Genomic DNA, 13,420 nt, shown 5'->3' with positions numbered 1-13,420 from the left:
CGTCGGGCGGTGTCGTCCTTGCGCCGCCGATCAGCTTCGCGTCAGCAGCAGGTTCATCCGCGCGGCGGCGATCGGCTTGGCGCGGTCCTGCTGCCAGGCGTGGGCCTCGACGTTGGCGACCCTTTTGCCCAAGCGGGTGATCACCGCGGCGGCATAGGTCTCCGCATCCACGCCGCCGCGCATGAAATCGACGCTGACGTTGATCGGCTTGGCGGCGAGGCCTTCCTCGCCGGCGAGCGCCTCGTAGAGCGTGCCGAGCGCCGCGAACTCGAGCAGGCCGGCGATCGCCCCGCCGTGGAGGAAGCCGGGTCGTCCGACCACCTGCTCGCGAAACGGCATCACCCAGAGCAGGGCGCCGTCGTTGCCGCGGCGGGTGCTGAGGCCGAGCAGCTCGGCATAAGGCGGCAGGGTCATCGCGCGGCGTTAGCCGCGAGGGCGCGGCAGGGCAATTCCACACCCCTGCCCAAGGTCAGTGCTCCACCGCCGGGAGGAGCGGCCGCGGCAGCATCGCGAGGTCGCCCGGCTCGTCGACGTCGCGCAGCGTGTCGCGGACGTTGAGGGACCAGCCGAGCGCGCCGATGCGGGCGCAGGTCTCCGGCCCGACCTCCGGGCTGCTCCAGGGGATGCGATCGAACAGGCTCGGATCGGTCCGCCGCAGCCCGAGAAGGGCATAGCCGCCGTCTTCGGCCGGGTGGATCACCGCGTCATAGCGGTCGAGCGCCGCGGCCGCCGCCTTGAGCCGGGCGGCGTCGAGGGCCGGACAATCGGCCCCGACCAGCAGCACCGCCTCGCCGCGCGCGATCGTGCGCTCGGCGGCGCGGGTCAGGCGCGCGCCGAGATCGCCGTCGCCCTGGGCCGAGAGGGTGAGGCCGAGCGAGGTCGGGCCCCACAGCCGCGCGTCCGGATCGCCGCACAGTTCGACGGGGAGGCCGCTCGCCACCGCCTCGCGCAGCGCGGTGGCGAGGAGGCGGCGCGCCAGCCGCGCGGCGCCTTCCGGGCCGAGCACGGGGATCAGCCGTGTCTTCACGGCACCGGGGACCGGCATCTTGGCGAACAGGACGATCCGGGTCTTCATCGGCGCCTCCAGTCATGCCAGCGTTCGACCAAGGCGAGCAGCCGCTCGGGCTTGTGCGCCTTCTTCCACTCGCCGGCCGCGAATTTATTGGCCTCTGCCATGGTCGGATAAGCGTGGATCGTGGACAGGATCTTGTTCAGGCCGAGGCCGTGCCGCATCGCCAGCACGATCTCGGCCAAAGTCTCGCCGGCATGGGCGCCGACGATCGTCGCGCCGAGGATCCGGTCGCTGCCCGGCTTGACCAGCAGCTTGACGAAGCCCTCACGCGCATCTTCGCTGACCGCGCGGTCGAGATGGGCGAGGCCGTAGCGGGCGATCTCGTAAGCGACGCCGGCCTGCCGCGCCGATTGCTCGTTGTGGCCGACGTGGGCAACCTCGGGATCGGTGTAGGTGACCCAGGGCAGGATGGAATAATCGGCGCGGAATCGCCTGAGGCTGCCGAACAGAGCGTTCACGGCCGCATACCAGGCCTGATGGGCGGCGAAATGGGTGAATTGATAGGATCCGCTGACATCCCCCACCGCATAGATGTTGGGGAAGCGGGTGCGCAGCCAAGGATCGACGAGAGCGTCGTCCCCGTCGGCGAAAATGCCGAGCTGCTCCAGCCCGTAGCCGTCGAGGCGCGGGCGTCGGCCCACCGCCACGACCAGGGCGTCGAACGGCAGCGCCTCGGCCGCCGCGTCGCCTGACCGAACGACGAGGCTGCGGCCGTCGACGCGCAGCGCTTCGCAGCGATTGCGGATGTCGACGCCCTCGGCGCGGAGCCGCGCCTCGATCAGCGCCGCGACCTCCGCATCCTCCCTGGCGAGAATTCGCGCGCCGCGGTTCACCTGGGTGACGCGGCTGCCGAGCCGCGCGAAGGCCTGGGCAAGCTCGGTGCCCACCGGCCCGCCGCCGAGGATGACGAGCCGCTCCGGCGCGCGCTCCTGCCCTCGCAGCGCCGCCCACAGCGTGTCGCTGGTCAGGAAGCCGGACTCGGCGAGGCCGGGCAGGTCCGGCACGACCGGCTCGCCGCCCGCGGCGATGACGATCGAGCGCGCGGTCAGGCGCTCGCCGTTCACCTCGACGGTCCAGGGATCGACCAGCCGGCCGTAGCCCCTCCGCACGTCGACCCCGAGGCCCGAATAGCGTTCGACGCTGTCGGCGGGCGCAATCTCGGCGATCGCGCGGTGGACCCGCTCGATCACCTCGGCGAAGCGGACCCGGACCTCGCCCGTCTCGACGCCGAAGCGGCCGGCGTCGCGCGCGCCGTGTGCCGCCTTCGCGCTGGCGAGCAGGGTCTTGGACGGGACGCAGCCGGTGTTGAGGCAATCGCCGCCCATCTCCCGCGCCTCGATCAGCGTCACTTTGGCCCGGACGGTGACGCCGATCAGGGCGGTGACCAGTCCGCCCGCGCCGGCGCCGATCACGATCAGGTTGCGGTCGAAGCGCTTCGGCCGCCGCCAGCCGCGATAGATGCGCCGGCGGCGGAGCCAGTCGACCAGGATCTTGGCGAGCAAGGGAAACAGGCTGAGCAGGATGAAGGCGCCGAGCAGATCGGCCGAGAAGATGTCGCGCGTGCTCTCGATGCCGGCGAGCTGGGTCCCGGCGTTCACATAGACGAAGGTGCCGGGCAGCATGCCGATCTGGCTGACGATCCAGAAGGTCGGCAGCCGCATCCGGGTCAGCCCCATGCCGAGATTGACCAGGAAGAAGGGAATGGCCGGGTTCAGTCGCAGGGTGAGCAGGTAGAAGATCCCGTCGCGCGCGACGCCGCCGTCGATCGCCGCCAGCCGGTTCGCGAAGCGGCGCCCGACCCAGTCGCGCAACAGATAGCGCGCGCCGAGCATGGCGAGGCTGGCGCCGAGCGTCGAGGCGAAGGAGACGAGGAGCAGCCCCTCCCACAGGCCGAACAGGGCGCCCGCGGCGAGGGTGAGGATCGCCGCGCCGGGAAAGGAGATCGCCGTTGCGACGACGTAGAGCAGGAAGAAGCCGGCGGCGACGGCGAGCGGCCGGGCTTCGACCATCGCCGCCACCGCGTCGCGGCTCGCCTTCAGCCGCTCGAGGGTCAGCCAGTCGCCGAGCGGCGAAAGGAAGGCGGCGACGACCAGCAGGACGATCAGAAGCAGAAGGACGATCTTGCCGTGCTGCTTCATCTTTCGCGCTTCCCCCTCGCCAGGCGAAGGCTTAACAGCGGACGAGGCTGCCGACCATCCCGCAGGAGACGCGCCATCGCCACCGCCCCAGCGCCCGTTCCGTCGCCGTTCCGCGACCCGGAGGCGCGGCCGCTCGATCCGGCCAAGTTCCGCGATCCGCACGTCACCGCCAAAGGCGAGCGGCGGGCGTCGGTGTCGCTGCGCCGGCTCGAGACCCTGTGGCTGAACACCGGAACCCTGTGCAATCTCGCCTGCGCCAGCTGCTATATCGAGAGCAGCCCGCGCAACGACGCCCTGGTCTATCTCTCGCTGGCCGAGGCCGAGGTCTATCTTGACGAGGCGGCGGCGCTCGGCACCCGCGAGATCGGCTTCACCGGCGGCGAGCCGTTCATGAACCCTGACGCGCCGGCGATGATCGCGGCGGCGCTGGCGCGCGGCTTCGAGGTGCTGGTCCTCACCAACGCCATGCGGCCGATGCGCCGCTTCGAAGCGCAGCTGAAGCCGCTCGCCGGGCCGAAATTGACCATGCGGGTCAGCCTCGATCACCACAGCGCCGCGGTGCACGAGGCGGAGCGCGGCGCCGGCACCTGGCCGAAGGCGCTCGACGGCCTCAAGTGGCTGGCGGCGAACGGCTTCCGCGTCGCCGTCGCCGGGCGACGGCTGCCGGGCGAGAGCGAGGTGGACGCCCGCGCCGGCTACGCCCGGCTGTTCGCGGTGGAGGGGCTCGACTTGGCGGGCGGGCTCGTCCTTTTTCCGCCGATGGACGTGCACGCCGACGTGCCGGAGATCACCGAGGCCTGCTGGGGCATCCTCCATCTCTCGCCCGACGCGATGATGTGCGCGTCGAGCCGGATGGTCGTGAAGCCGCGCGGCGCCGATCAACCCCATGTCGTCGCCTGCACCTTGCTGCCCTACGATCCGCAATTCGCGCTGGGCGAGACGCTGGCCGGCGCGGCCGGCGCGGTGATGCTCAACCACCCGCATTGCGCGCGCTTCTGCGTGCTCGGAGGCGCGAGCTGCTCCGGCTGAGCATCGTCATCCCGACGCTCGACGCCGCCGAAACGCTTCCGCGTTGCCTCGACGCGCTCGCAGCCGCCGACGAGAGGATCGTCGCCGACGGCGGCTCGCGCGACGGCACGCCGGCGCTGGCCGAAGCGGCCGGCGCGCGTGTGATACAGACGGAACGGGGGAGGGGGCGTCAGCTTCGCACCGGCGCCGCAGCCGCGACCGGCGACTGGCTTCTGTTCGTGCACGCCGACACGATCCTTGCGCCCGATTGGGCGGAAGAGGTGCGACAGCATACGCAGCGCGTGCCTCAGCGCCCGGCCTGCTTCCGCTTCCGCCTCGACGATCCGTCCTGGCAGGCGCGGCTGGTCGAGCGCGGCGTCGCGCTGCGCGTCGCCCTCCTCGGCCTGCCTTATGGCGACCAGGGGCTGCTCGTCTCGCGCGCACTTTACGATCGCGTCGGCGGCTTCGCCGATCTGCCGCTGATGGAGGATGTCGACCTGATCCGCCGCCTGCCGCGGCCGGTCGTTCTCCCCGCCGACGCCGTCACCTCGGCCGCGCGCTGGCGGCGCGACGGCTGGCTCCGCCGCTCGGCGCGCAACCTCGCCGTCCTGACCCTGTGGCGCCTGGGCCTGAGCCCGGAGCGCGCGGCGCGACTTTACGGCTGATCGGCGCTCGCGCCCGCCAGCCGCGCCGCCTCTGCCGGCGTCAGATCGAGCTCGCGCCCGAAGCGTACTCTGACCAGATTGACCAGCCGCGGCCGGGCGGCACCTGCTGCTCGTCCGCTAGCCGGCGTTGTCGAATTTCCTGACCTCGATGGCGCTCTCGTCGAAGCCGTCGAGCAGGCGGGCGTTGACGCCCATCCGGCCGAAGTCCTCGCCGAGCGAAGCCCAGTGCGTGCCGCAGCCGCAGGTCGGGCAATGGTGGATGCCGATCAGGCGATCGCCCCACGCATAGGCCCTGGTCTCCCCCGAGATGCGGACCTGCTCCGGCGGATAATAGGCGACCCGCCACGCGAGCCGGCGGCAGAGCGAGCAATTGCAGTCGGCGACCCACGCCGGCGCGGCCGGCACCTCGATCCGCACATTGCCGCAGTGACAGCTTCCGTGTGCACGCATGAGGTCTTCTAACAGGAGGCGCGGGAGCGTGGAACGATTGGCGCGCGCCGGACCGGTGCAAGGCCGCCGGCGCCGTGGTAGGGCGCGGCCATGGACGCACCGCAAGATCCTGTCTCGTCGCGCCGGCCTGACGGCCGCAGCATCGCCCTCGCCGGCGCCTTGCTGGCCGGGCTCGGCGTCGCGCTCGGCGCGTTCGGCGCGCACGGGCTGCGCGACGTGCTCGACGCGCGCGCCCTCGGCTGGTGGCAGACCGGCGTCGACTATCAGATGTGGCACGCGCTCGCCCTGGTCGCGCTCGCCTCGCTCCGCGGGGTGCGGACCGGGCTTCCGGCCGGCCTGCTCGCCGTCGGGACGATCGTCTTCTCCGGCTCGCTCTATCTGATGGCGCTGACCAGTGCGCGCTGGCTCGGCGCGGTCACCCCTGTCGGCGGGCTGCTGATGATCGCCGGCTGGGCGCTGCTCGCCTGGCGGCTTTCGAGCGACCGCAAGCGCGCATAGCCGGGCTTGTCTTTCGGCGGCCCGTCCCTATCTCGAACCGACTGCCCTAGTCACGCCGCATTGTCGTGCGTATAGGCGCCGCGAAAACTCCTGACAGGATCCTAAACTCATGAGCCTCCGCAACGTGGCGATCATTGCGCACGTCGATCACGGCAAGACCACGCTCGTCGACCAGCTTTTCCGCCAGTCCGGCACCTTCCGCGACAACCAGCGCGTCGAGGAGCGCGCGATGGATTCGAACGATCTCGAGAAGGAGCGGGGGATCACCATTCTCGCCAAGTGCACCTCGGTCGAATGGACCGGGGGCGAGGGCGAGCCGACCCGGATCAACATCGTCGACACGCCGGGCCACGCCGATTTCGGCGCCGAGGTCGAGCGCATCCTCTCGATGGTCGACGGCGTCATCCTGCTCGTCGACGCCGCCGAGGGCCCGATGCCGCAGACCAAGTTCGTCACCGGCAAGGCGCTCGGCCTCGGCCTGAAGCCGATCGTCGTCGTCAACAAGATCGATCGTCCGGACGCGCGCCCCGCCGAGGTGCTCGACGAATGCTTCGAGCTGTTCCTCAGCCTCGACGCCAATGACGAGCAGCTCGATTTCCCGGTGCTCTACGCTTCGGGCCGCGCCGGCTATGCGGGCGAGACCGACGACGTCCGCTCGGGCGACCTCACCCCGCTGTTCAAGAAGATCGTCGAGCACGTGCCGGCGCCGGGCCTCGACACCGAGGGCGAGTTCAAGATGCTCGCGACCCTGCTCGACCGCGATCCGTTCCTCGGCCGCATCCTCACCGGCCGGATCGAGAGCGGCAGGCTCGACATCAACATGCCGATCAGCGCGATCGACGTCGACGGCAAGCCGGTCGAGGCGGGCCGCGCCACCAAGGTCTTCGCGTTCCGCGGCCTCGAGCGCGTGCCGGTCGACAGCGCGCAGGCGGGCGACATCGTCGCCATTGCCGGCCTCACCAAGGCGACCGTCTCGAACACCATCGCCGCGCCGGGCGTGACCACGCCGGTGCCGTCGCGCCCGATCGATCCGCCGACGCTGGCGATGAGCTTCGCGGTGAACGACAGCCCCTATGCCGGCAAGGACGGCGACAAGGTGCAGAGCCGCGTCATCCGCGACCGGCTCGAGCGCGAGGCCGAGACCAACGTCGCGATCCGCGTCACCACCGCCCACGACAACGACGCGTTCGAGGTCGCCGGCCGCGGCGAGCTCCAGCTTGGCGTGCTGATCGAGACGATGCGCCGCGAGGGCTTCGAGCTTTCGATCAGCCGTCCGCGCGTGCTGTTCCGCGACGGTCCGAACGGCCGCGAGGAGCCGTATGAGACGGTCGTCGTCGACGTCGACGACGAGCATAGCGGCACGGTCGTCGAGAAGATGGCGATGCGCAAGGCCGAGATGACCGACATGCGTCCGTCCGGCGGCGGCAAGACCCGCCTCACCTTCTCGGCGCCGTCGCGCGGCCTGATCGGCTATCACGGCGAGTTCCTGTCCGACACCCGCGGCACCGGCATCATGAACCGGCTGTTCGAGAAATACGGGCCGTACAAGGGCCCGATCAGCGGCCGCCAGAACGGCGTGCTGATCTCGATGGAGCAGGGCGAGGCGGTGGCCTATGCGCTGAACGCGCTCGAGGAGCGCGGCGTGCTGTTCATCGCGCCGGGCGAGAAGCTCTACGAGGGCATGATCATCGGCGAGAACGCCAAGCCGCAGGACCTCGAGGTCAATCCGCTGAAGTCGAAGCAGCTGACCAACTTCCGCGCCTCCGGCAAGGACGAGGGCATCCGCCTGACCCCGCCGCGCAAGATGACGCTGGAGCAGGCGATCGCCTATATCCAGGACGACGAACTGGTCGAGGTGACGCCGAAGTCGATCCGGCTTCGCAAGCGCTACCTCGATCCGCACGAGCGCAAGCGCCAGTCGCGGAAATCCGAAGCGGCCTGATCCGCCTGAAATATTGAATCCTTCACGGGTTCGACTTAGCCCCCTCCAAACGGAGGGGGCTTTTTGATGTCGAACGTGCTCTTGCGGCCGTGGCGCCGCGCGATCCAGCTCAGCGGCCGCGCCACGCGAACCGAATATTGGCTGTTCATCGTTCAGCTGATCGCCGTCTACTTCCTCTGGGCGATGCTCGTGGGTGCCTTGGCCGCCCTGTTCCAGACGCCGCTGCTTTCCGCGATCCTGGGCATCCTCACCTTGCTTTACATGATGTTCGCGTTCGTCGCGTCGATCACCGCCGCGGTGCGCCGGCTGCACGATCACGACAAGACCGGCTGGCTCTATCTGATCACGTTCGTGCCGCTGTTCGGCTGGATCTTCTACCTGATCATGATGCTGACGCCGGGCACGAAGGGCGAGAACGGCTATGGCTACGATCCGCGGGAAGGCGAACAGCCGGCTGCCGAGGCGGTCGCGAGCGTCTTTTCCTGATCGCCATCGATGTTGCGCGCCGCGGGGTCTGGCGATCCCGGCAAAATGCGATAGTCTTCTTCCTGCTCTTCAGGGGGAGACTATCATGCCGGACGTCCTGCTGCGCCCATGGCGCCATCTGTTCGACTTTCAGGGTCGGTCCACCAGAACGGAATATTGGCTGTTCATGCTGCAGATCGCGGCAATCGCCATGGTGCTGGTGATGCTCCTGGTCATGCTGGCGGGCAGCCTCGGCGAGGGAATCGGCGCGGCGAGCCTGCTCGTCATCATTCCGTTCGCCTTCTTTGCCTTCATCGCCGGCCTTTCCGCGGCGGTGCGCAGGCTGCACGACCAGGATCTGAGCGGCTGGTTCTATCTGATCAACCTCATTCCCTATCTCGGCGGCTTCATCTTCCTGATCATGATGCTGCTGCCCGGCACCGACGGCGAGAACCGCTTCGGCCCCAACCCGCGCGATCCCGAGCAGCGCGGAACGGACGAGGTCGCCGGGATCTTCTCCTGAAGGCCGCGGCGGCGTCACCTCATCGGCTCGAGTGACATCTCGCGCCCGGCGAGCCGCGGCTGCGGCGGCCGTCGCACCGGCTCTCACCGCGTGTCGAGGCGGCGAGGACGTGCGGTTTGCGCCGTTCCGGAGGAGGAAGCGCGCCGCGCGCCTTGAGGGCGGCACGACGACGGTGTTATAAATTCGGCAGGGGACGTCACGCGCCGACAGGAGACGTCCCATGCGCCGCTCCTCTCACTCGATCCTGGCTTTGTCCGTCATTCTTGCGCTCGCCGGCTGCGGCCGGACGGGGCTCAACGTACCGGACTTCATCGACCGCCGGCCGGTGCCGCCGCCGCAATGCGACACCCGTCCGCCGACGATCACGATCGTGCCGACGCTAACCTTGGCAGCGCCCTTGCCGACCGGGCGATCGGCCGTCGATTCGTCGACTGGACGATCAGCAATACCTGCGCCACCCAGTCGCCCCCCAATCCGCCAGGCAGCACCGCGATCGGGCCCCGCCGGAGGCTGCTGTGCTTCATTCTCAACGGAATCGACGGCATCGCCACGGAGCAGCGGGTGAGCGGAGACTGTACCGGCATTCCGGGCGGCGGCACCCCCGCCACCTTCCAGGTCGACGGCACCGTGCCGGGCCAGCCGGGCACCCGCACCCGGCAGCTGGTCGCCATGCAGATCACGGGCGGCAACGTCTGCATTCGCGGAACCATCACCTACGCCGACGGATCCACGCAGGAGATGGAGGAGACGATGTGGCGTGTGACCACATCGGGCGCGCCGGCAATGGGATACGTCGTCCGCGCCGCTCCGGATTCGCCCGGAGGCACCGTGGTCCGGCCGATCGGGCTTGGCTCGCGCGGCTGCGCCGCGGTGTGACCCGGCTGCACCGTGCTCACGATTCGGCTGCGAGCGACCGGGAGGCGCGGTCTTGCATCGCGCCCTCCGTCGTCCGGTACGTCGCGGCAGGATCGGGATCGGGGGACGGGGCCGCGGCGGTGACGATCCGAGGATGGCCCGCCGGCCGCGTCAGGCCTCGGCGCCCATGTTGGCGATCGTTTGGAACTCCTCCTCGCGGATCGGGGAGACGGAGAGGCGGGACTGGCGCAGCATCTCGAGGCCGGCGAGCCGCGGCTCGGCCTTGATCGCGCGCAACGGCACCGGGACGGCGAAGGCGCGTACCGGCTCGACCGCGACCGACACCCATTCGCCGTCGGGGCCGTCGGGGCGGCCGGCGCGGGCGATCCGCATGATCCCGACGAACGCGCGCTCCTCGCCGCTGTGATAGAAGAGCGCCCGGTCGTCGACCGCCATCGCCCTCAGGTGGAGCCGTGCGGCGGGATTGCGCACCCCGTCCCATTCGGTGTCGCCGTCGCGCACCAGATCGTCCCAGCTGTAGCTCCCCGGCTCCGACTTCATCAGCCAATAGGCCATTCGCGCCTCCCTTTCGCCAACAGCCTCCAAGTAGATTTTTCCGCGCCCGCGCGCCACAAGGGCGCATGCGTTCCGCCCCGATCCTGCTGCTCCTCCTGCTCGCCGCGTGCGGCGAAGCCGTGAAGGACGATCATTTCGCCAACCGGACCGAGGCGCCCGAGCCGCCGGCCGAGGCGCAGACCGCCTCCGCCATGCCGGTCCGCGTCGGCGAGCTCGGCCCCAGTTTCGACGCCTGCGGCGCGGTGGGGACGACGCGGCACCTCAAGGCCGGGGAGCGGCTGCCTGTGCGCGCCGCCCCGTTCGAGAACGCGGCGGACGCCGGCAGCGTCGCGGCCGGTACCCGCTTCTTCGTCTGCTCGCGCTCGATCGACCAGAAGTGGCTCGGCATCGTCTTCCATGACAGCGGCCGGCTGGAGGAGAGCTGCGGCGTCTCCGGGCCGCTGCCCGCGCGGCGCGCCTACGACGGGCCGTGCCGCTCCGGCTGGGTGGCGAGCGCCTTCGTGCGGCTCACCGCGGGCATCGACGATGCGCCGGCGAATCAGCCGGCGCCGGCGCGCGAAGGTGCATGAAAGCTACAGCTGCGTAAAAAGTTCCGGCGAGCTCCATAATTTTCTTCGGCGTGTCCTCGCGGACACACGGTTCGTCGTGACTTCGGCGCCGGCGGGTTGATCCGGCGGACGCGTTAACTCATTTCCCGGTCAGCGAAAAACGAGCGAGACCGCCCTGCGCAACGGCGCCGGCGGCTCTGCGAGACGGGGGCGATCGGGGTGCGGTTCTCGCACCGGGGGATCAGCTGGCCGCATAGTTTTGGAAGCACATGAACCGATTCACTCGCGCCGCGGGGCTTGCCGCGGCGACTGTCGCGTTGTCCGGCGCCACCTATTCGGCGCCGCTCCAGGCCCAGAGCTATGGCCTTCCGATCACCGCCGGGGCGCAGCCCTCGCTGAACACGGCCGCCAATGTCGATGCGGCGCTGGACCGGGTCGACGTCGAGGTCGCCCGTCCTTCCGCTCCCGCGAAGCAGGGGCTGTTCGCCTCGCTCTGGACCAAGGCCGCCACGTGGCTCGCCGGCGGCACCGGCGCTCCGGCGGTTGCCGCGGTCGCCCCGCAGCGTCCGCTCACCCTCGATGAGCTCGTCGCCAATTATGCCGGCGATCAGACCGTCGACACCGAGCAGGACTGCCTCGCCAAGGCCGTCTATTTCGAGGCCCGCGGCGAGCCGCTCCAAGGCCAGCTCGCCGTCGCCGAGGTGGTGATGAACCGCGCCGCCTCGGGCCGCTACCCGGCCAGCCTCTGCGAGGTCATCACCCAGCCCTGGCAATTCTCGTTCATCCACAAGGGCCGCTTCCCGACCCCCGATTTCGGCTCCGAGAGCTGGCGCAAGGCCGTCGCCGTCGCGCGCATCGCGCAGGGACACCTCGCCGATACCCTGCCGGGCGACGTGCTCTGGTACCATGCCGATTACGTCTCCCCGAGCTGGGGCAAGCGCCTCACCAAAACCGCGCAGATCGGCCTTCACATCTTCTATTCCTGATCTACCCGCCGCGGGACCCCTCGAAAGGGCCCGCGAATCGATTCCCAGGCGCCAAAACGGCCGGCTGAAATCGACAACATGGTTAAAAGTTCCGGGCCGAACGTTAAATTTCTTCGGCACATCCCCCCGTCGCAACGACTCGTCGTGGAGTCGTAGTTACCCGGGTTGCTCGATCCCGGCCGTGCCCGCATCGTCCCGCCATCGAAGAACGAGCGACGCCGTTCCAGCGTAGAACGCGGGGCGGCGAAGGCGAGACGGGGGAAGACCGGAGGTGCAGAACAGGCACCGGGGGGTCGACCAGCCGCACAGTTTTGGAAGCAGATGATCCGGTTCACTCGGGGCGCGGCGTACGCCGTGGCCAGCGCCGCATTCGCTGTGGCGATGACCTTCTCGGCGCCCTCCCAGGCCCAGGCTGCGGATCTCTCCACGCCCGTTCCGGCGATCGCGCCGGCCGCCGCCGCGCCGGCCGTCGCCGCGCCGGCCGCTGCGCTTCCGGCCGACGCTGCCCAGGTCCAGGTGCAGGTTTCGGCGCCTGCTGCTGCCGCTGTTCCGGCGCCGCTGCCTACCCTGCCGGCCGTCGCCGTCACCCCGCCGAACGTCGACGAGCTGGTCATGGCCCATGAGGGCGACAAGGCCGATGACGACGAGCAGGATTGCCTCGCCAAGGCCGTCTATTTCGAGGCCCGCGGCGAGCCGCTCCAAGGCCAGCTCGCCGTCGCCGAGGTGGTGATGAACCGCGCCGCCTCGGGCCGCTACCCGGCCAGCCTCTGCGAGGTCATCACCCAGCCCTGGCAATTCTCGTTCATCCACAAGGGCCGCTTCCCGACCCCCGATTTCGGCTCCGAGAGCTGGCGCAAGGCCGTCGCCGTCGCGCGCATCGCGCAGGGACACCTCGCCGATACCCTGCCGGGCGACGTGCTCTGGTACCATGCCGATTACGTCTCCCCGAGCTGGGGCAAGCGCCTCACCAAAACCGCGCAGATCGGCCTTCACATCTTCTATTCCTGATCTACCCGCCGCGGGACCCCTCGAAAGGGCCCGCGAATCGATTCCCAGGCGCCAAAACGGCCGGCTGAAATCGACAACATGGTTAAAAGTTCCGGGCCGAACGTTAAATTTCTTCGGCACATCCCCCCGTCGCAACGACTCGTCGTGGAGTCGTAGTTACCCGGGTTGCTCGATCCCGGCCGTGCCCGCATCGTCCCGCCATCGAAGAACGAGCGACGCCGTTCCAGCGTAGAACGCGGGGCGGCGAAGGCGAGACGGGGGAAGACCGGAGGTGCAGAACAGGCACCGGGGGGTCGACCAGCCGCACAGTTTTGGAAGCAGATGATCCGGTTCACTCGGGGCGCGGCGTACGCCGTGGCCAGCGCCGCATTCGCTGTGGCGATGACCTTCTCGGCGCCCTCCCAGGCCCAGGCTGCGGATCTCTCCACGCCCGTTCCGGCGATCGCGCCGGCCGCCGCCGCGCCGGCCGTCGCCGCGCCGGCCGCTGCGCTTCCGGCCGACGCTGCCCAGGTCCAGGTGCAGGTTTCGGCGCCTGCTGCTGCCGCTGTTCCGGCGCCGCTGCCTACCCTGCCGGCCGTCGCCGTCACCCCGCCGAACGTCGACGAGCTGGTCATGGCCCATGAGGGCGACAAGGCCGATGACGACGAGCAGGATTGCCTCGCCAAGGCCGTCTATTTCGAGGCCCG

Annotated in this window: 15 protein-coding genes and 1 pseudogene; 11 read left to right on the top strand and 5 right to left on the bottom strand. The window is 69.9% G+C overall.

What is annotated here, in order from left to right; genetic code table 11:
- Positions 1–30: 30 nt before the first annotated feature.
- The 3 genes from E2493_RS19805 to E2493_RS19795 are packed head-to-tail and all read right to left on the bottom strand — an operon-like array spanning position 31 to position 3,210.
- Positions 31–414 (bottom strand): PaaI family thioesterase, encoded by a 384-nt coding sequence (locus tag E2493_RS19805; protein ID WP_135090341.1) that lies wholly within the window; start codon positions 412–414, stop codon positions 31–33.
- A gap of 55 nt (positions 415–469) precedes the next feature.
- Entirely contained in the window at positions 470–1,075 is a 606-nt protein-coding gene (locus E2493_RS19800) for a TIGR04282 family arsenosugar biosynthesis glycosyltransferase (protein WP_135090339.1), read from the bottom strand.
- A complete protein-coding gene (locus tag E2493_RS19795) occupies positions 1,072–3,210 on the bottom strand; it encodes an FAD-dependent oxidoreductase (protein ID WP_135090337.1) in 2,139 nt (712 codons plus the stop codon). Before E2493_RS19795 ends, E2493_RS19800 begins: the two co-directional genes overlap by 4 nt.
- On the opposite strand from E2493_RS19795, the gene E2493_RS19790 reads away from it, so the two are divergent.
- Both E2493_RS19790 and E2493_RS19785 read left to right on the top strand, forming a co-directional pair.
- Positions 3,199–4,239, top strand: coding sequence for a radical SAM protein (locus tag E2493_RS19790; protein WP_225421605.1), 1,041 nt, complete (start codon positions 3,199–3,201; stop codon positions 4,237–4,239). The two genes, E2493_RS19795 and E2493_RS19790, sit on opposite strands and share 12 nt — an antisense overlap.
- Positions 4,194–4,883, top strand: a complete 690-nt coding sequence (locus tag E2493_RS19785; RefSeq protein ID WP_225421604.1) for a TIGR04283 family arsenosugar biosynthesis glycosyltransferase — start codon at positions 4,194–4,196, stop codon at positions 4,881–4,883. Before E2493_RS19790 ends, E2493_RS19785 begins: the two co-directional genes overlap by 46 nt.
- Positions 4,884–5,000: 117 nt before the next feature.
- Here the strand turns inward: E2493_RS19785 and E2493_RS19780 are convergent, their stop codons facing one another.
- The gene (locus tag E2493_RS19780) at positions 5,001–5,333 is read right to left on the bottom strand and encodes a GFA family protein (protein WP_135090335.1); all 333 of its coding nucleotides are present in this window, start codon (positions 5,331–5,333) and stop codon (positions 5,001–5,003) included.
- A gap of 90 nt (positions 5,334–5,423) precedes the next feature.
- Here E2493_RS19780 and E2493_RS19775 point away from each other — a divergent pair, with 90 nt between their 5' ends.
- The 5 genes from E2493_RS19775 (at position 5,424) to E2493_RS19755 (ending at position 9,637) form a co-directional block, all read left to right on the top strand.
- Positions 5,424–5,831, top strand: a complete 408-nt coding sequence (locus E2493_RS19775) for a DUF423 domain-containing protein (protein ID WP_135090333.1) — start codon at positions 5,424–5,426, stop codon at positions 5,829–5,831.
- 109 nt (positions 5,832–5,940) lie between these two features.
- Positions 5,941–7,773, top strand: a complete 1,833-nt coding sequence (gene typA / locus E2493_RS19770) for a translational GTPase TypA (RefSeq protein ID WP_135090331.1) — start codon at positions 5,941–5,943, stop codon at positions 7,771–7,773.
- A 66-nt stretch (positions 7,774–7,839) separates the two neighbouring features.
- A complete protein-coding gene (locus E2493_RS19765; protein WP_135090329.1) occupies positions 7,840–8,259 on the top strand; it encodes a DUF805 domain-containing protein in 420 nt (139 codons plus the stop codon).
- An 85-nt stretch (positions 8,260–8,344) separates the two neighbouring features.
- A complete protein-coding gene (locus E2493_RS19760) occupies positions 8,345–8,761 on the top strand; it encodes a DUF805 domain-containing protein (RefSeq protein WP_135090327.1) in 417 nt (138 codons plus the stop codon).
- A 339-nt stretch (positions 8,762–9,100) separates the two neighbouring features.
- A complete protein-coding gene (locus tag E2493_RS19755) occupies positions 9,101–9,637 on the top strand; it encodes a hypothetical protein (protein WP_135090325.1) in 537 nt (178 codons plus the stop codon).
- Positions 9,638–9,787: 150 nt separating this feature from the next.
- On the opposite strand, the gene E2493_RS19750 is transcribed toward E2493_RS19755, so the two are convergent.
- Positions 9,788–10,192, bottom strand: a complete 405-nt coding sequence (locus tag E2493_RS19750; protein WP_135090323.1) for an EVE domain-containing protein — start codon at positions 10,190–10,192, stop codon at positions 9,788–9,790.
- 65 nt (positions 10,193–10,257) lie between these two features.
- On the opposite strand from E2493_RS19750, the gene E2493_RS19745 reads away from it, so the two are divergent.
- The 4 genes and pseudogenes from E2493_RS19745 to E2493_RS19730 all read left to right on the top strand — a co-directional run.
- A complete protein-coding gene (locus E2493_RS19745; protein WP_135090321.1) occupies positions 10,258–10,761 on the top strand; it encodes a hypothetical protein in 504 nt (167 codons plus the stop codon).
- Between the two features lie 248 nt (positions 10,762–11,009).
- Positions 11,010–11,726, top strand: a complete 717-nt coding sequence (locus E2493_RS19740) for a cell wall hydrolase (protein ID WP_225421603.1) — start codon at positions 11,010–11,012, stop codon at positions 11,724–11,726.
- A gap of 354 nt (positions 11,727–12,080) precedes the next feature.
- Positions 12,081–12,734, top strand: a complete 654-nt coding sequence (locus tag E2493_RS19735) for a cell wall hydrolase (RefSeq protein ID WP_135089421.1) — start codon at positions 12,081–12,083, stop codon at positions 12,732–12,734.
- A gap of 354 nt (positions 12,735–13,088) precedes the next feature.
- Positions 13,089–13,420: pseudogene (locus E2493_RS19730) on the top strand (hypothetical protein); the annotation flags it as partial.

It is taken from the genome of Sphingomonas parva (ex Maeng et al. 2020), assembly GCF_004564275.1.
Taxonomy (GTDB): domain Bacteria; phylum Pseudomonadota; class Alphaproteobacteria; order Sphingomonadales; family Sphingomonadaceae; genus Allosphingosinicella; species Allosphingosinicella parva.
Note: the sequence above shows the minus strand (reverse complement) of the source record. Positions and strands in the feature narration are given on the sequence as shown.